This window comes from Caproiciproducens faecalis (genome assembly GCF_019448085.1).
Lineage (GTDB): Bacteria > Bacillota > Clostridia > Oscillospirales > Acutalibacteraceae > Caproiciproducens > Caproiciproducens faecalis.
In genome coordinates, this window is record NZ_JAGFNZ010000003.1 from 220,047 (window position 1) to 237,671 (window position 17,625).

Annotated in this window: 16 protein-coding genes; 11 read left to right on the top strand and 5 right to left on the bottom strand. The window is 52.6% G+C overall.

The window, feature by feature from the left end:
* Positions 1-22 precede the first annotated feature (22 nt).
* Complete coding sequence (locus J5W02_RS09760; RefSeq protein WP_219965495.1) at positions 23-1,144, bottom strand: MGDG synthase family glycosyltransferase; 1,122 nt, start codon at positions 1,142-1,144, stop codon at positions 23-25.
* A gap of 282 nt (positions 1,145-1,426) precedes the next feature.
* On the opposite strand from J5W02_RS09760, the gene J5W02_RS09765 reads away from it, so the two are divergent.
* The 4 genes from J5W02_RS09765 (at position 1,427) to J5W02_RS09780 (ending at position 7,313) form a co-directional block, all read left to right on the top strand.
* Positions 1,427-3,079, top strand: coding sequence for a VanW family protein (locus J5W02_RS09765; RefSeq protein WP_219965496.1), 1,653 nt, complete (start codon positions 1,427-1,429; stop codon positions 3,077-3,079).
* Positions 3,080-3,272: 193 nt separating this feature from the next.
* The gene (locus tag J5W02_RS09770; protein WP_219965497.1) at positions 3,273-4,262 is read left to right on the top strand and encodes a glycosyltransferase family 2 protein; all 990 of its coding nucleotides are present in this window, start codon (positions 3,273-3,275) and stop codon (positions 4,260-4,262) included.
* Positions 4,263-4,286: 24 nt separating this feature from the next.
* On the top strand, positions 4,287-5,330 hold the full coding sequence (locus J5W02_RS09775; protein WP_219965498.1) for a lysylphosphatidylglycerol synthase transmembrane domain-containing protein: 1,044 nt from the start codon (positions 4,287-4,289) through the stop codon (positions 5,328-5,330).
* An 84-nt stretch (positions 5,331-5,414) separates the two neighbouring features.
* Positions 5,415-7,313 (top strand): NAD(+) synthase, encoded by a 1,899-nt coding sequence (locus J5W02_RS09780; RefSeq protein WP_219965499.1) that lies wholly within the window; start codon positions 5,415-5,417, stop codon positions 7,311-7,313.
* Between the two features lie 232 nt (positions 7,314-7,545).
* On the opposite strand, the gene J5W02_RS09785 is transcribed toward J5W02_RS09780, so the two are convergent.
* The gene (locus J5W02_RS09785; RefSeq protein WP_219965500.1) at positions 7,546-8,346 is read right to left on the bottom strand and encodes a lytic transglycosylase domain-containing protein; all 801 of its coding nucleotides are present in this window, start codon (positions 8,344-8,346) and stop codon (positions 7,546-7,548) included.
* Positions 8,347-8,573: 227 nt separating this feature from the next.
* On the opposite strand from J5W02_RS09785, the gene J5W02_RS09790 reads away from it, so the two are divergent.
* Positions 8,574-9,017, top strand: a complete 444-nt coding sequence (locus tag J5W02_RS09790) for a SpoVA/SpoVAEb family sporulation membrane protein (RefSeq protein ID WP_219965501.1) — start codon at positions 8,574-8,576, stop codon at positions 9,015-9,017.
* Between the two features lie 17 nt (positions 9,018-9,034).
* Positions 9,035-10,054, top strand: coding sequence for a stage V sporulation protein AD (spoVAD, locus tag J5W02_RS09795; RefSeq protein WP_219965502.1), 1,020 nt, complete (start codon positions 9,035-9,037; stop codon positions 10,052-10,054).
* A gap of 41 nt (positions 10,055-10,095) precedes the next feature.
* Here the strand turns inward: spoVAD and J5W02_RS09800 are convergent, their stop codons facing one another.
* Positions 10,096-11,619 (bottom strand): phosphohexomutase domain-containing protein, encoded by a 1,524-nt coding sequence (locus J5W02_RS09800; protein ID WP_219965503.1) that lies wholly within the window; start codon positions 11,617-11,619, stop codon positions 10,096-10,098.
* Positions 11,620-11,712: 93 nt separating this feature from the next.
* Here J5W02_RS09800 and J5W02_RS09805 point away from each other — a divergent pair, with 93 nt between their 5' ends.
* Entirely contained in the window at positions 11,713-12,369 is a 657-nt protein-coding gene (locus J5W02_RS09805; protein WP_407928370.1) for an ABC transporter ATP-binding protein, read from the top strand.
* Here J5W02_RS09805 and J5W02_RS09810 read toward each other — a convergent pair.
* The gene (locus J5W02_RS09810) at positions 12,356-13,000 is read right to left on the bottom strand and encodes a GNAT family N-acetyltransferase (RefSeq protein ID WP_219965504.1); all 645 of its coding nucleotides are present in this window, start codon (positions 12,998-13,000) and stop codon (positions 12,356-12,358) included. The genes J5W02_RS09805 and J5W02_RS09810 overlap by 14 nt on opposite strands.
* 221 nt (positions 13,001-13,221) lie before the next feature.
* Here J5W02_RS09810 and J5W02_RS09815 point away from each other — a divergent pair, with 221 nt between their 5' ends.
* Positions 13,222-13,479 carry a hypothetical protein gene (locus tag J5W02_RS09815; RefSeq protein WP_219965505.1) on the top strand — a complete coding sequence of 86 codons (258 nt, stop codon included), beginning with the start codon at positions 13,222-13,224 and terminating at the stop codon, positions 13,477-13,479.
* Positions 13,480-13,547: 68 nt separating this feature from the next.
* Complete coding sequence (locus J5W02_RS09820) at positions 13,548-14,498, top strand: ComEC/Rec2 family competence protein (protein WP_255575673.1); 951 nt, start codon at positions 13,548-13,550, stop codon at positions 14,496-14,498.
* 99 nt (positions 14,499-14,597) lie between these two features.
* Here the strand turns inward: J5W02_RS09820 and J5W02_RS09825 are convergent, their stop codons facing one another.
* Entirely contained in the window at positions 14,598-15,680 is a 1,083-nt protein-coding gene (locus J5W02_RS09825) for a hypothetical protein (protein ID WP_219965506.1), read from the bottom strand.
* A gap of 191 nt (positions 15,681-15,871) precedes the next feature.
* On the opposite strand from J5W02_RS09825, the gene J5W02_RS09830 reads away from it, so the two are divergent.
* Together J5W02_RS09830 and J5W02_RS09835 are read left to right on the top strand one after the other, a co-directional pair.
* A complete protein-coding gene (locus J5W02_RS09830; protein WP_219965507.1) occupies positions 15,872-16,714 on the top strand; it encodes a DegV family protein in 843 nt (280 codons plus the stop codon).
* Positions 16,715-16,722: 8 nt separating this feature from the next.
* Positions 16,723-17,571, top strand: coding sequence for a DegV family protein (locus J5W02_RS09835; RefSeq protein WP_219965508.1), 849 nt, complete (start codon positions 16,723-16,725; stop codon positions 17,569-17,571).
* The last annotated feature ends 54 nt before the right edge of the window (positions 17,572-17,625 follow it).

Here is a 17,625-nt window from a genome sequence, read left to right on the forward strand (position 1 = left end):
AACCCGCACTGTATGGGGCAAATTATGAATTGCGCTCCGACAGCTCGTTGATGAGAGAGAAAATATTTTTCCCCGAGTCGGACATGTCGAAGGTTTCCAGAGACGCGCGCATTTCCTCCAGCCTTTTGTTGTCTTCCAAAAGGGAAAGGATGGTTTCTCCGGGGTCAAGACCCTTTTCCAGCTTCACCGCCATATTGTGGGAAAGCAGGAAGTTCGCGTTGTCCTCTTCCTGACCGGGAATCGCGTCAAACACCGCCAGCGGGATGTTGCACGCCAGCGCTTCCGAAACGGTCAGCCCGCCGGGCTTTGTAATAATCAGGTCGGACGCGTGCATGTAATTTTCCACTTCATCCGTGAAAAAGACCAGCTTGGTCTTTTTGGGGCTTTGTGCGATGACCGGGGCGAACGCCTCGTACAGCTTCTGGTTTCGGCCGGTAATGACGATTACCTGAAATTCCGTGGGAAGCTGCATCAGGTTTTTATAGATTTTCATAATATTGGTAACGCCGAAGCTTCCCGCCATAATCAGGATTGTCGGCAGATTCGCGTCCATTCCGAACTTGTTCAGCAGGGCCGGTTTGTCGCCCTTGCTGTAAAAAACATCCCCAACGGGAATGCCGAACGGATAAATCTTTTCGGCGGGAACGCCCATTGCGCTCATCTGGGGAATCATGTCTTTCGTGGAGACGATGTACGCGTCAACGTGCTCCGCAATCCACGCCCTGTGAGGGCCGTAATCCGTCATCAGACAGATCAGCGGGGCGGTTACAATCCCCTTGCCTTTTAAGTGGGAGACCATTTCCGTTGCAAACGGATGGGTAGAGATAATGACGTCCGGTTTCTGCTCTTCCATCAGCGGAATCAGCTTCTGGCTGAAGGCGCTGGAAAAACGCGTGACCAGGTTGGCCAGCAGGCTTTCCTGATTGGTCTTGCGGTAGAGCTGACCAAACACCTTTGGCGTTTTCGTCGCTAAAAAATGATACCCGTCACAAACGGTTTTGTCCAAAATGGCGTTGATGCTCTTGAGCGCGTCAACAACGGCAACCTCATTGCCCGTGGAATTTTCGGCGATATATTTTTCGATGGCATGGGAGGCTCTCAGATGTCCCCCGCCCGTTGCAGCCGAAAGAATTAAGATCTTCACACCAATCCTCCTTTAAACACGGATTTCCTCTGTTATCATACCGCGGCTGTTCCGAAAAGCAGCGGGAAGCCCGAGCCGGATTTTTCGGATTGCCATATATTTAGTAATTATATCATATATTTGTAAAAGTTGCCACTGAAATTCCCCGCCGCAGGCGGTCTGCACGCGCGGAGCGGTTATAAAGCTGTAACTTTACTTTTGCCGGTCAGCGTTATATAATATACCAGTATCTTGAGGATATACCAGTAAATTGAGAATTTGCTATTATTTGGGAGGCCCAGTATGACCGATGCGAACATGATTGATATTTCTTCCGGAGCACCGAGCTCCGGCGGGAAGAAGCGCGCCATAATCGCTGCCGCAATTGCCGGAGTGGTTCTGCTTGCTACGGTCGGCGGCCTGTTTGGAAAGCAGCTGTATGCGAGTTACCAGCACCGCAAAGAGGTCGCCTCGGTTCTGGATGTCGACACCTTTTACAAGGGAATTGCCGTTGCGGGCGTTGATCTGGGCGGCAAGACCATGGAACAGGCAAAAACTGCCGTTACCGCGGCGGAGCCCGGGCTGCGCGGAAAATATGACATTCGGCTTGTGTATCAGAATAAAACATGGCAGCTGACGGAAGACGACCTCAACTTCCAGTTCAATACGGACGAGGTGCTGAAAGAAGCTTACGCATATGCCCGCACCGGGGACCGGGAAGAGCGCTATCAGCAGGTGCTGGCACTGCAGACCAGTCCGAAAACGTACAATGTCACCAACACAATGAATTATGACAACCTTGACGCCAAGCTGAAAGAAACCGTCAAGGATATTGCTTATGACCCGGTGGATGCAACGGTTGCCTCCTTTGATACCAAGACCGCTACTTTCCGCTATGCGGACGGCAAAAACGGCCTTGCAGTCGATGAGAACAAACTTTACACGCAGGTGGAAGCGCTGATTAACGGCCCCAAAACGGGTACGGTACAGGTGCCGACTACGGTGGTGCCGTTCAGTAAAACCATTGCGGAAGTGAAAAGCCATCTGCAGAAGCTGGGCACTTACAGCACAACCTCTACCAATAACGCAAACGGCACTCATAATATGGCGCTGGCCCTTTCCAGAATCAACGGAACCAGTATACCGGCGGGCGGAACCTTTTCGTTTAACGCCATTGTCGGCGACTCGACCAGCAAGAGCAGCGGCTTTTTGGAAGCGGGGGCAATCCTGAACGGCAGACTGATCCAGTCCTACGGCGGCGGGATCTGTCAGGCGTCCACCACTGTCTACGGTGCGGCGCTCCGTTCCAACATGAAAATCACCCAGCGTTCCAACCATACGCTACAGTCCACCTACTGCCCGATCGGCCAGGACGCCGCGGTCAGTTATCCGGAACTCGATTTCAAATTTCAGAATCCTACCGACTATCCGGTCTATATTATTTCCGGCATTAAGGGAAAAGTGCTTACCGTCACCTTCTACGGCTACCAGTCGCCGGATTACGATCAGATTGTTGTGACGTCGAAGAAGACAGAGACCATCCCCGCGCCGACGACCCCCAAGTACATTGTTGACAAGACTTTGGCAAAAGGGGTTGTGAAGCTGGATTCCAAGGCACGCACGGGAGCGCGGGCAACCGCCCAGCGCATTTACTACAAAAACGGCGCCGTGGTAAAAACCGAAAACCTGCCTTCTTCCTATTATCGCGCGCAGCCCGCCTATTATTCCATCGGGCCCGGAACCACGGTGAATGGAATTCCGTCGTCCTCCGCTTCTTCTCAGCCGTCAAGTTCCTCCAAGCCGCCCGCCAGCTCTTCCAAACCGGCGAGCTCTTCCTCTGCTCCGGCCTCCGGCAGCCCGTCCTCCTCGTCCTCTTCGACCGGACAGAGCAGCGGCGTGGATTCCGGAGACACCGATTCAGACGCAGTTCCGGCGGACACCATCATTCCCGAATAAACGGCTTTACAGGGTGTGGCTCAGGCTGCACCCTGGTTTTAAATTTGACTTGACTTTTTGTCTTATATCTGCAAAAATGAAAAAGAGAATGAGATTATTATTTGATTCTCAGAACAAAATAAATAGCATACGAGTAAAACGATACAATATAAAAAAGCGGCTGTACCGCCGCAGGCCAAGAAAGGATGAGCTGATGTTGTCTGAAAAGGTAGCAGAACCGAAGATTAGCATTATCATACCGGTTTACAATGTGGAAAAATATATCGGTAAATGCCTGTCTTCTTTGGTCAGCCAGACGTTCACAGATTTTGAAATTATAGCCGTCAACGACGGCTCCAAAGACGATTCTCTCGGTATTCTCCAGCGTTTTGAGGAAAGATATGATTTTATTAAGGTAATCAACCAGAAAAACGGGGGGATTGCCAACGCGCGCAACAATGGCCTTGCGGTCGCCCGCGGGGAATATGTCTGCTTTGTCGACAGCGACGACTACGTTTCCCCCACTTATCTGGAAGAGCTGTACAACGCCTGTGTGGACACGGGCAGCGATATTTCCTGCTGCTATTATTATTTCCATTTTGTGGAGAATAACTTTCTGTTTGAGTATCCGTTCCGCTGCCGTGGGATTTTTAAGCCTTCCGACGCGATGAAGAAGCTTTTGCGTGACGTTGAAATACAGAGCCTTGTCTGGAACAAGATGTATAAACGCACTCTTTTTACAGACTATGATATTAAGTTTCCGACGATGTGTTTTGAGGACATGGCTGTTGCAAACAGGATTTTTGCAAACGCGAATCAGGTGGTCGTCATTGACCGCCCGCTTTATTATTACAATCAGCACCCCTCCAGCACACTGGCCACTATGAATGCGGACAAGATCAACGATTTTATCCGCGCCATTGCCATGGTTCGTATTTCGCTGGAAAAGAACGGGCTTTATGAGAAATACAAAAAAAGTTATCTGGCGCTCACCAGGAAAACTTGCGCCTGCTGCTATTTGTATGTATTAAAGCTGCATAATGAGAAAAAATGTATGCGTGGGTGCATGACAAACATGCGCCGTATTTCACGCGCCATCAGGCATTATTCTGCGGATGAATTCAGTCCCACGACCATGTTCAGCGAACTGCCGGACGTGGTGGATTCCCCCGAAAAGCTGGAAAAGGACTACTCCACCCGCTGAGGAAAGTGGGAGTAATCGGAGAATATGAGCGAAAGCAGGGACACGCCCTCTAAAATATTTCAAATGGTGCTTTTTGCGCTGACTTTGGGATTGCTGTCTTATTTCTGCATTTCCGACAATAATCTGATGACCCTTTTATGCAGCCTGCCCTTGCTGAATCCATATTGGCTTATGGGTGCTTTTGGCTGTGTGATGCTTAGCTGGATGATGGAAAGTTTTGTCACAAAGAATCTTGTAGCGGCTTCTTACAAGGAAGAGTACAGCTTCCGGCACGCGTTTAAAGTGACGATGGTCGGACAGTACTTCAATTTGGTGTCGCCGTTCGCGGCGGCCGGCCAGCCGATGCAGGTGCTTGCTCTGACAAGGCAGGGTGTGACCTCCGGAATCGCTCTGTCCGCTTTGGTGCGCAAATTTTTGGTTTACCAGATTTCCGTTACCGTCTATTCCATGGCGGTTATCCTGATGAAATATTCGTTTTTCCGAAGTAAAATCCAGGGCTTTATGGCGCTGGCGGTTGCCGGGTTCCTGTGCCAGTGCGCCGTGGTAGTTCTGCTGCTTCTGTTCAGCTACAGCCCCGCGTTTACCACAAAACTGATTCATGGCTGCGTGTGGGTTTTTACGAAGCTACACATTGTAAAGAATCCGCGGCAGGCTGACGAAAAGGTAAAAAGCCAGCTTGAATATTACACGAAAAACAACAGGGAGATGCTGGGGAACCGGCGGATGAAGGTCAGGGTATACGGGTACACCGTGGTTCAGCTTACAGCCGTTTTCGCGGTGCCTTTTTTTATCTATAAAGCTTTTCACAGTCCCGGCGCACCGGTTGTGGACATGATAGCGGCTCAGAGCTTTGTGACCATGATCTCCACTTATACGCCGCTGCCGGGTGCCGCGGGAGCGGCGGAGGGCAGTTTTCTGGTTATTTTCCGGATCTTTTTCCGGGAAGAGCTTCTCCGTCAGGCCATGCTGCTCTGGCGGTTTATCGCTTACTATTTCTGCATCATCGTCGGCGCGTTTTTCGCCGGGATGGACAGGAAGAAAAGACGGCGATTTCGGCATGGGGAATGATGATCCTATTAATCAATTTCAGGAGGGGAGGGACAGGCATCGGTGCTTGCCCGTTTTTCACAACGGGACACGGTGCTGGTTTCTATGAATGACGGTTTTTTCAAGGTGGCTGCGGCAACGCCGTCCATTAAGGTTGCCGATTGTGAATATAATAAAAATCAGATTCTTGAACAAATGCGGGAATGCGAAAAACGCGGGGTGACCGCGGTGGTTTTTCCGGAGCTTTGTCTGACCGGATACACCTGCGGCGACCTGTTCCGTGACCGCACGCTGATTACGGCGGCGCAGAAAGCGCTCGGTGAGATTCTGGAACAGACCCGCAGCATGAATCTGCTCGCGGTCATCGGGCTTCCGGTACCGGTGGGCGCGGACCTTTACAACTGCGCTGCGGTCATCTGCCGCGGAAAGCTGCTGGGGCTGCCGGCAAAGAGCAGCATTCCGAATTACAGTGAATTTTACGAAGCACGGCATTTTACGCCTGCGCCCGCCTACGCGGAAACCCGTTTCTGCGGTAAAACTGTTCCGCTGGGAAACAGCTTGATCTTCCGGTGCGAAAGCATGCCGGAGCTGGTGGTGGGTGTAGAAATCTGCGAGGATCTTTGGACGGCCTGTCCGCCGTCCGCGCAGCTGGCGCAGTGCGGCGCAACCTTACTTTTAAATCCTTCCGCAAGCGATGAAATCATCGGCAAGGCGCCTTACCGCCGCAATCTGGTCAACGGGCAGTCCGCCCGGCTGATCGCGGCCTACGCTTACGCCGACGCGGGGGAGGGGGAATCCTCCACTGATCTGGTGTATGCCGGACATAATGTGATTGCCGAAAATGGAACGGTCCTCGCGGAATCTACCCTGTTTACGACCGGGCTGACCGTGGCGGACGTAGACTTGCAGCGTATGCTGCAGGAGCGCCTGCGCACTACCACTTGGTCCAATGCGGGCGAAGCCTACGAAGTCAGTTTTACCATGGACATGCCGGTCGCTTCTCTGGAGCGGAAATTCCCGGCGCTCCCCTTTGTACCGGATGATACAAAGGACTTGAGTGAGCGCTGTGAAATGATTCTGAACATGCAGGCGGCCGGACTCAAGACAAGGCTGAAGCATACCGGTTCCAAATGCGCGGTAATCGGTGTTTCGGGCGGGCTGGATTCCACGCTTGCCCTGCTGGTGATTGTTCGCGCGTTTGACCTTTTGAAGCTGGATCGCAAAGGGATATTGGCGGTCACGATGCCGGGCTTCGGTACGACCAAACGAACCAAGAGCAACGCACAGCGGCTTTCCGAAATGCTGGGAGTAACGCTAAAGGAAATTCCCATCGGGGACTCGGTGTCCAAACATTTTGAAGATATTGACCATGACCCGAATGTACGGGATGTCACCTATGAGAACGCGCAGGCGCGCGAGCGCACACAGGTATTAATGGACTTGGCAAACCAGTGCGGCGGGCTTGTCATCGGAACGGGCGACCTTTCCGAGCTTGCGCTCGGCTGGGCGACCTATAACGGCGACATTATGTCCATGTACGGCGTAAACTGCTCCATCCCCAAAACGCTGGTTCGGCACCTTGTGCACCACGCCGCCATTACAGGGGGGAAAGAGCTGTGCGCGCTGCTGGAGGATGTACTTGACACCCCGGTCAGCCCGGAGCTTCTGCCGCCGGAAAACGGGGTTATTGCCCAGAAAACGGAAAATATTGTCGGCCCTTACGAGCTGCATGACTTCTTCCTGTACTACATGCTCCGCTTCGGATTTACACCTTCAAAGATTTTTCACATGGCGCAGAGCGCGTTTGCCGGAATTTACGACGACGCGACCATTAAAAAATGGCTGACAACTTTTTACAAGCGTTTCTTTATGCATCAGTTCAAGCGCTCCTGCCTGCCGGACGGCCCCAAGGTCGGCAGCGTCACGCTGTCCCCCCGCGGGGACTGGCGGATGCCCAGCGACGCTTCCTCCGCTCTCTGGCTCAGGGAAATCGAATCGCTGTAATCAATCCGTGATTGGCCCTTCTTGCTTTTTCTCTGCTCCCATAAGCGCATCGCCGTAATTCAACAGATAACTATCTGAGAGCATCGCCGTAGGCACTTGCCGACCGCATGGCCCTGCCCTCAGGCCGGGCGGGTCCCTACGACGTAAATACGAAACAACAAATCCCCTTTCCAACCGCTTGGCGGTATTGGAAAGGGGATTTTCATATCTGTCTGCATTTAATGATACTGATTTATAGCAGTGACATCGAGCTGTCCGTATCGGACGAAGAAAGGCCCGAAATGTCGGAGGACATCATCTGGGTGGTGTTCATCTGCATCTGCGCAATATAAAGCTGCAAAAACGTCAGATAATCGTCATAGGTGTACGATGTGCCGGAGGTACCGGTTCCGGCAGCACCGGTCGCCGGAAAACCGGTCAGGGCGGAAAGTCCCGTCAGGCCTGACGTTCCGGGGAGCGTGCCGGTCAGAAGCGAGCTTAATTCGGAAAGCTGGTCGGTCGGCGCGGAAACATCCCCGCCCGCGGCATCCAGCACCTTGGAAATGTAAGCCTGCGTCTCTTTAAACGGAGGAACTCCGCCGTATTTGGCCACGTTTCCGCTGCCCGCGTTGTAAGCGGCAAGCGCCAGCTTTGCGTCTCCGTTGTACCGGTCGAGCATCTGGCTCAGGTATTTTGCGCCGCCCATGATATTCTGCTCCGCGTCAAAAGAATTCTGTACGCCCAGCGAGGCGGCGGTTCCCGGCATCAGCTGCATGACGCCCTGCGCCCCGCAGCTGGATACAGCGTCCGCGTCGAAGCCGGACTCCACTTTGGCGACCGCTTTCAGCAGATTAAGCGGAACGTTATATTTTTCAGAGGCGGTACGGAAGATATCTTCCATACTGCTGTTTTTTTTCTGGCTGTCCATTGCGCCCACCGCGTTTTGCAGCAGACCGGAAAATACGGAGGAGGCCGTACTGCCGGTTGACGTGGAATTCGCGCGGCTTTTTGCGGATATTTGACTGGTATAATCGGAAAGAATACGGTTGTCCATGCTTACACTCCACATTTTATTTTCCAAATATTGAAATTATTATCTTTATCATAGCGTATTTTGTCGGAAAAGCCAACCTTTTTAAGAAAATTATTTTTTAACGTATTTTTGTGACCGCGTAAAAAACGATTCCGTTTGCGTTCACAATGATGACAATGAAAAAGCACGCGCGATTCGTATATTTTACGCGGCGGGTTGGCAGAATATTTTTCGAAGGAGGTGCCAAGATGACAATATCAAAAAATGAATATAAGAAAATGGCGGATAAGGCTTCGCCCGGAACAACATATGGCAAAAACATGTTTTTTGCCTTTGTGGTCGGCGGCGGTATCTGCGCGCTTGGACAGGCACTGGCCAATCTGTACGTGCGGTACGGTTTGGAGCTTAAGGACGCGCGCGCGTGGGTTTCCATCAGTCTAATCGCGCTCAGCGCGCTGTTGACTGCTCTGAAAATTTACGACAATCTTGCCAAGCACGCCGGAGCGGGTACGCTGGTGCCGATTACGGGGTTTGCCAATTCCATTGTCGCGCCGGCCATGGAGTTCAAGAGTGAGGGCTATGTGATCGGCATGGGCGGGAAAATGTTCGTAATAGCCGGGCCGGTACTGGTTTACGGAATTGCGGCTTCGATTTTATACGGACTGATTATATGGTTTTTCCATTTATACTAAAATGAGGAGGAATGGCTATGCCTACCCGAATCGGCAAATATACGATTGAAATGGGCAGTAAGCCGGTGATTCTCGGCTTTGCCTCTGTCGTCGGCAAAAAAGAGGGGGAAGGCCCCCTCGGAGAGTACTACGACCAGTGTCACAACGACACCACGCTGGGTGAGTCAAGCTGGGAGAAAGCGGAAAGCCGCCTGCAAAATGAGGCGGTGGTGTTGGCGCTGGGCAAAGCAAACCTGAAAAATACGGATATTGACTGTATTTTGGCCGGGGATTTGCTGAATCAGTGTATTTCCTCCACCTTTGGCCTGCGCAGTCTGAACATTCCGTTCCTCGGCCAGTTCGGCGCGTGCTCCACCATGGCGCAGACGCTGGCAATCGCTTCGCTGTTTGCGGAGTCCGGCGCGGCGCGGCACGCGGTTGCGGTAACTTCCTCCCACTTCTGTTCCGCGGAGCGGCAGTTCCGTTTTCCGTTGGAGTACGGCGGGCAGCGCACGCCTACGGCGCAGTGGACAGCCACGGCTGCCGGAGCGATTGTAATGGGTTCCCCGCAGCAGAAACAGGAAGGGCAGATCGTTGTAAATTCCGTTTCCTTCGGCCGGATAACGGATTTCGGAATCAAAGACGCGGCAAATATGGGGGCCGCCATGGCACCGGCGGCAGCGCAGACACTGCTGGACTATTTTTCAGACACCGGCTCTTCGCCAAAGGATTACGACCTGATTCTGACCGGTGACCTTGGCAGAATCGGCAGCGACCTGATGGAAGAACTGCTGATGAAGGACAAGATCGACATCAGTGCCGTACACAATGACTGCGGACTGATGATTTATGACCGCGAAAAGCAGGACGTCCACGCGGGCGGTTCCGGCTGCGGGTGTTCCGGCGCGGTGCTCTGCTCCTATATCATGCAGCAGATGATGGCGGGTAAACTGCACAAGGTGTTGTTTTTGGGTACGGGTGCTCTGATGTCGCCCACCTCCTCCCAGCAGGGAGAAAGCATCCCGGGAGTGGCGCATCTGGTCTATTTGATGGCATGATATAAAAAAGGGGCGGCTGATAGCCGTCCCTTTACTGGTTTTTATCCGATATATTTTTCCAGAGGAGAGATATCCAGTCCGGAGCAAGTGCGCAAAAAGCCGTAGAGCTGTTTCGCGATCTGTTTATTTCCACCCGGAATGTCGCTCTCTATGTTCAGCGGCATCAGGGGGTCATGTACGCTCAGCCGGAGCAAAAACCAGCCGTTTCCGTTCTCTTTCCCAAAGGAAATGCGGATGCCCTCGCGGTTGTCGGGCGCAATCAGCCAGCCCGGCTGCTGTTTGGCGTAGGCTTCCAAATCCGAAATGACTTTGCTGCCACATTCCCGGAAGTTTTCTTCCAAAATCGGGAAGCGCAGCTCCGCGGCTTCCGCCGGTTCGGCCAACGGTTCCAGCAGGCTTTCCAGCGTTTTTCCCTGCGTGCGAAGCTGTGCCATTTTAATAATTATTTTTGTTACCAGATAAGCGCCGTCGTCCAAAAAATAATTCTCTCGCAGAGCGGCGTGGCCGGAGGTCTCTATGGCCAGCGGACAGTTAACGCCGTCTTCGTTCAGGCGGATCGCCTCGTTGATAACGTTCTTATAGCCTCTTTTGAAACGGTGGTGCTTTCCGCCCAGTGTTTCCTCAATGTAGGTTTTCAGCCCGCTCGAGGTAATGGAATCCGTGACGATCGTACCGCCTTCGTTGCCTTCCAGCGCAATGGCGGAGGCAATGGCTACCAGCCGGTTGCGGTTAATTTCGTCGCCCTTCGCGTCTACCGCGCCGCCCCTGTCAACATCGGTATCAAAAATAACACCCATGTCCGCTTTTGCCGCAACGGTCGCCGCGCAAACGGACTGCATGGCGGCCTCGTTTTCCGGGTTCGGGATATGGTTTGGGAAAGTGCCGTCCGGTTCCAGAAACTGGCTTCCGTTCGTGTCCGCGCCGAGGGGAGCGAGAACATCCCGTGCGTAAAAGCCGCCCGCGCCGTTGCCTGCGTCCACCACAATTTTAAAGCCCGCGAGCGGATGCTCGTAGTCCGCGGCGTTCACGCCGGATTTGATTTTCTCTCTCAGAGCCGCGCAGTACTGCGCCATATAATCAACGGTTTCCACTTTGCCCGCGCCGGCGGCGGGGGTATTGCCGTCCTGTGCGTGCTGCAGAATCTGTTCAATGTCCGGTGCGTCAAGGCCGCCGTTCCGGGTGAAAAATTTCAGCCCGTTCCGGTTGAAGGGGTGGTGACTTGCCGTGATCTGGATAGAACCGTCGCAGCCAAGGTCAACGGTGGTCATGAACATGGACGGCGTGGAGGCGAGCCCGCAGTCCAGTACACGGACACCCGCCGCGCAAAGTGAGCGGGTGACCGCCGCCTGAATCCGGTTGGCGGAAATACGGGAGTCGTGCCCGACCGCAACCGTCAGCTGGGAAGCTTTCTTTCCGGTATGGGCTTCCAGCCACAGGAGAAAGCCCGCGGCCATTTTTTCAATATTTTCATCGGTGAGGCTGATCTCCTGCCCCTCAACACCGTCGCTTGCCACTCCGCGGATGTCGGTGCCGCTTTTAAATTGTTTCCAGTACTTTGTAAGCATCAGTCTGTCCCCTTTACGCTGTTATTTGGTTTTATTATAAGCGATTCCGGGATATTTGTAAACGAGGTGTTCAAAATCGAAGATTTAATTACAGTGAGTAATATTTATAAAATATACAACAAAGGGGAAAACGAAGTGCGCGCTTTGAACGGCGTTTCCCTATCCATTCGCCCCGGGGAATTTGTTGCGATTGTCGGCCAGTCCGGCTCGGGGAAATCGACCCTGATGAATATTCTGGGCTGTCTGGATACGCCGACCTTGGGCGAGTATTATCTGGACGGAGAAAATGTGGCCGGGCTGAATGAAAAACGGCTGACCCAGATCCGGAACTGTGAGCTTGGCTTTGTCTTTCAGGGGTTTAATCTGATTAGCGGGCTGGATGCGCTGGAAAATGTGGAGTTGCCCCTGCTCTACCGTGGAATTCCAAAAGCGGACCGCCGTACTCTTGCGGAACAGGCTCTTTGCAAAGTGGGACTTTCCAACCGCGAGCACCACAAACCCGATCAGATGAGCGGCGGGCAACAGCAAAGGGTGGCCATTGCGCGCGCAATTGCGGCAAAACCACCCATTATTCTGGCCGATGAACCGACCGGAAACCTGGACTCAAAGTCCGGCACGGCGGTCATGGAAATATTAAATTCTTTAAATCAGGAAGGAAAAACGGTCATCCTGATTACGCACGATGAGAAGATCGCCGCGTCGGCGGGCCGTGTGGTGCAGATACAGGACGGTCAGGTTATCCCTCAGTGAACTTTTCATCCACAATTGTGTCCTTGAATTGGGGGAGTAGCTCTTTCCGGTGCTTCAGGTAGAAAAAGCAGTATTCATACATTTGGGTTATGGAAAGCATCTGGACGGAACGGCTGATGGTAATGTACCCGCAGCGCGGCTTGAAGTACAGGTACATCGGGAAGCCTCCGTCGTCACAGGGCTGAAGGAATTTCGCGTGAAGCCGGTGCGCGCCGAGTTTTTCATAAAAGCGGATGCGCTTTTTCTGCTGCTCGGCAAGCAGCGGATCAGTTTCTGAAACGTATTCCACGGAAAAGAGAATCCCGTCGAACGGACCGCAGTACTTTTGCCAAAGCGCCCGGAACAGCGCGCTGCCGTATCCGCAGCCATGGTGCTTTTTCAGAACCGCAAGGTAGTCGAGCCACAGGACATTGCTGTCCGCGATTGTATAAACGAATGCGTATCCGATCAGTTCGTTGTCGGATAGCCGCCGGTACAGCAGAATTTTATACCGGTTGCTGTTCAGAAGCTGCAAAAGCTTTGGGTACGGGTACAATTCGCAGGGTGGGAACTGCTGCTTCATGTCTTCATAAATCATGGGCAGGTCATTTTTATTTCCCAACACAATGGCGGACTCGGGTGCGAAGGTCATTTCCATAATCTCCTGTCTAATATAGCAGGTTTTCAGACGCTTTTCGGACCTGCTAAAGTCATTAATAGGCATTATAGCACATCCGGTCGAAAAACTGCAAGCTTCCCCAAAAAATGGGAACCTGACCGGCCTGATTGACAATCGGGAAGAAAATGTTATAATGGCCTTGGAAGATATTAGTATCACTGACCGGTGTATTTCACCGCTGAAGGAGGTTCATTATGACATCATCTACGCTGCAGCTGCACGATGTGGATGTTCCCGCGTTCCTAAAGGTACTTGACCAGTGTGAGGGAAACGTTTTTCTGGTATCGCGCGAAGGCGATCACCTTAACCTCAAGAGCAAACTCAGTCAGCTGGTTGGACTGACACAGCTGATAGAAGGCGGCAAAATTGCGGAAGCCTTTATTGTCTGTGAAAAGCCGGAAGACGAGTCAAAGCTTTTCCGCTTCAATCTTTTCGGAACAGAAAACAAATAATCGGAATTCCCAAATGCACCGCCCGTCAGGGCGGTCTTTTTCTACATTGAGAAAAGAGGGGAACAAGATTGGCATACAGAAAAAAGCAAAAATATTCCTTATGGGTTTCGCTGCTGATTCTTGCCGCGATTTCGGCGGCTATGGCGTTCGGGTCCCGCGGCGGAACGGGGATGGTCGCCGGCTCGGCACCGCAGAGTTCCTCGGGCGCACAGCTGTCCGGGACGGAGCAGGACGCCACAAGCGTCTATTTCCTTGACGTGGGGCAGGGGGACAGTGAACTTATCCGGCTGAAAACGGGGGAAAATATCCTGATTGACGCCGGTACCCCGGAAACGGCGCAGGAGCTTGCCGATTACCTGGCGGATCTGGGCGTTTCCAAAATTGACTGTCTGGTTGCAACGCATCCGCATGCCGACCATATCGGCGGGATGGAGCAAATCGTCAGCCGTTTTGAAATTGGGCAAATCTATATGCCCCGCATCCCGGACAGCCAGATTCCCACTACGGCTGCTTATGAAAAGCTGCTGACTGCCATAGATAAAAAAGGGCTGAAGATTACCGCCCCAAAAGCGGGAACAGTGATCGTTCACAACGGGGATGAAAAGCTGGAAATTCTGGCGCCGAACTCCGCAAAATACGATGACCTCAACAGCTATTCCATTGTTGCAATGCTGACCAGCGGCGAAAAAAAATTCCTGTTTACCGGGGACGCAGAGTCGGACAGCGAAAAAGAAATGGTGGCAAAGGGCTATGACCTGCGGTGCGATGTACTGAAATGCGGACATCACGGCAGCTCCACCTCTACCAGCGCCGCCTTCTTAAAGGCCGCAAATCCGAAAACCGCGGTGATTTCCTGCGGACTAAACAACGATTACGGCCACCCGCACAAGGAAGTGATTTCCCGGCTGCAGAAAGCGGGCGTCACCATTTACCGTACCGACCAGCAAAAAACCGTTCTGGCACAATGCGACGGAAAGAGTATCCGGTTCACCACGGGGCTGAATTCGGTGGGAAAGTAAAAAACCATATTGAAACAGAAAAGCGCTTTGTCCGGGAAAACAGCCGGGACAAAGCGCTTTTATTGAGAGAATCTGCAGAGAAAGCTCTGCGGATTCTTGTTATTTTTCTTCGTTGAAGAATTTTTCCCAGTCAAAATCACTGTCCTTTACCGGCTGTGCCTGTGATTTTGGAGAAGCACTCCGGTCAGCAGAAGGAGCGGACGGTTTGCTACGGCTCGATAGGTCCTGCGGGATGGGAGCGGTCTCATCCAGATCGGACTTTACCGGCTTTTTGTCCGGGTGCGGTTTTGCGGCGGGGCGGTTTTTTGCGGCCTGTGGGGTTTTCGCCGCGGCGGGTGCCTTTACGGGTTCCGATGAGCGGGACTGAATGTCAGTAAAGGTACGGGTTTCGTCGGATACAGGTTCGCTCGGATGCTGTGCTTCCTCGCTGTAAGAGCTGATGTCCTCAAAGGCGGCCGGCTCTTCCTGCTTTTTGGCGTTGCCGGCGGGAGCGAACTTTAGGTTTTTCTGGCGTTCCTGAAAAAAAAACTGAAGGTAAATAAACAAGCCGATTCCGCAGAGCGCAAGTACGATCAGCACAACGCCCAGAATTAAAAGCCAAGATACGCCGCCGATCCCCGACGGGGATTCGGGTTCACTGCTGACGGTTCCGCCGGCCTGAACCGCTTCGCCCGAGGAAGCGCTTTCCCCGCTGGAAAGGAGCTCGCCCCAGTCCTGAGAAGAGAGCACGTCCGGATCGCTGATGGTCTGCGCCGCTTGGGACGCCCTTTGTTCTACCTGATTGGTGTGGGTATCGACATAATGGTTGACCACTGGAGCTTTGCTGGAAGAAGTAGTTGTGGGGGATTCGGAAGAGGATGTCTCCGGTTTGCTGGATACGGTGCCGTCGTCGGGTTGTGTAGTCGTGCCGTCTCCGGGCTGAGTGGTGGTGCCGTCGCCGGGCTGAGTGGTGGTGCCGTCGTCGGGTTGAGTGGCGGTGCCGTCGCCGGGCTGAGTGGTAGTGCCGTCACCGGGCTGAGTGGCCGTGCCGTCTCCGGGAGAAACCGTACTGGATATTTCCTGTGTGGGCGGGTCCACCTGCGCTGAAGGATTGCCTTCCGCAAAAGCAGTCAGCGTAAACACCGTGACCGCAAAAATCAGTGTCAGAAACACCGTTACAAATCTTTTTGACTTTATATTCATTGTTCACAAATCCTCTCAATGATGATTGCAGATATAAACATATCATATCATATATTATGCGTTCCATACAACTGTGAATTTTCTGTAAAATTTCCACAGAAAGAGTCTTGCGCCGGCAGAACATTGAAAAAACGGGTTTATAATGATATAATTAAAAAATTAGTATGCAAAATGATAATGGGAGTGCGATTATGGGCGTTATTATCAGCACCGACAGTGCCTGCGATTTATTTCCGGATTTATATAAACAGTACAAGATTGAAATTGTACCGCTGTATATTACGGTGGAAGGCCGCACTCGCAGGGATGTTTTTGAAATCGGGCCGGACGACCTTTTTGTAAATTACGAAAAAACCCATCGGCTTCCCAAAACAGCAGCTCCCCCGCCCGCCGATTTTTTTGAGCTGTTTAAGAAACAGGTGGAAAACGGCAACGATGTGGTTCATATCGCAATGAATTCCAAATTTTCCTCATCCTATCAAAATGCCGCTATCGCCGCGCAGGAGTTTGACAATGTCTATGTGGTGGATACGTTTACTCTGAGCTCCGCTCAGGGACTTCTGGTGCTCCGGGCCGCGGACATGCGCGACGCGGGGATGTCCGCAAAAGAGATTTACGATAAAATGGAAATAGACAAAACAAAAATCCGCACCAATGTCCTTTTGGATACACTGGAATTTGCTTACCGGGGCGGACGGGCCACCATGCTGCAGATGTTCGGGGCGAACCTGTTGAAGCTGCGTCCCTGCCTTCTGCTGGATACCCACGGCGTGCTTTCCGTGCGGCGGAAATTCCGGGGGAATTTCACGCAGGTCTGTAAGGAATATATCCGTTTTGTACTTGACCAGCCGAATATGGACGACGAGCGGGCGTTTGTCTCTACCACGGGGATGGATCAGTCGCTTCTGGACAGCGTAGTCAGAATGGTAAAGGAAAGCGGAAAGTTCAGGCAGGTTCTCACAACGCGCGCAGGGTGCAGTATGACGGTTCACACCGGCCCCAACACGCTTGTTTTGTTTTACAAGGAAAAATAGGAGGGACTATGCAGCGAAAGGTAAAAATTGCAGCCGACAGCACCTGTGATTTGAATGCGCAGATGCTGGAACGTTACGGGATTGAAGTCATTCCGCTCAACGTGAATCTGGGCGATCAATCGTATCTGGACGGGGTAACCATCCATACGCCGGATCTGTTTGAGTACTATAAAAAGACGGGGCAGCTTCCCACTACTTCTGCGCCCACTCCTGCGTATTACGAGGAGTTTTACCGCAAATGGACGGACGAAGGCTGGGAAGTCGTACATTTCAGCATCAGCGCGGAGTTGACCGTAACGCCGAACATCGCAAAGATGGCCGCCGAAAAATTTGAAGGCGTTTATCCCGTGGATTCCCGCAACGTGTCCAGCGGCATGGGTATCCTCGCCGTCAAAGCGGCCGAGCTTAGAGATCAGGGATTCACCGCGGCTCAAATTGCGGAGCAGGTCGGGGCGATGACCGGAAAGGTACGCACCACCTGCGTCATCAGTACGCTTCTTTATATGTATAAGGGCGGACGCTGCACCGGGGTGCAGGCGCTGGGAGCGAACCTGCTGAACCTCAAGCCCTGCATCGATGTGAAGGACGGAAAGATGGGCGTTGCCAAAAAGTACCGCGGCAGCCTGAAATCGGCGGTCTGCAATCTGGTGGAGGACAGGCTCAAGGATGCCCAAAACATTGATCTTTCCCGCCTGATGATCGCCCACTATGATGTAGACGCCGAAACCATTGAGTCGGTCAGACAAAAGATTATGGAATACCAGAATTTTGAGGAAATTATCGTCTGTGACTGCGGCTGTTCCGTTTCGGTACATTGCGGGCCGGGAACCTTCGCTGTTATCTATATGGAAAAGTAAAGAAAATAAAATGACCGCCGGAGGCTTGTCCCCCGGCGGTTTTGCTGTCTGTTC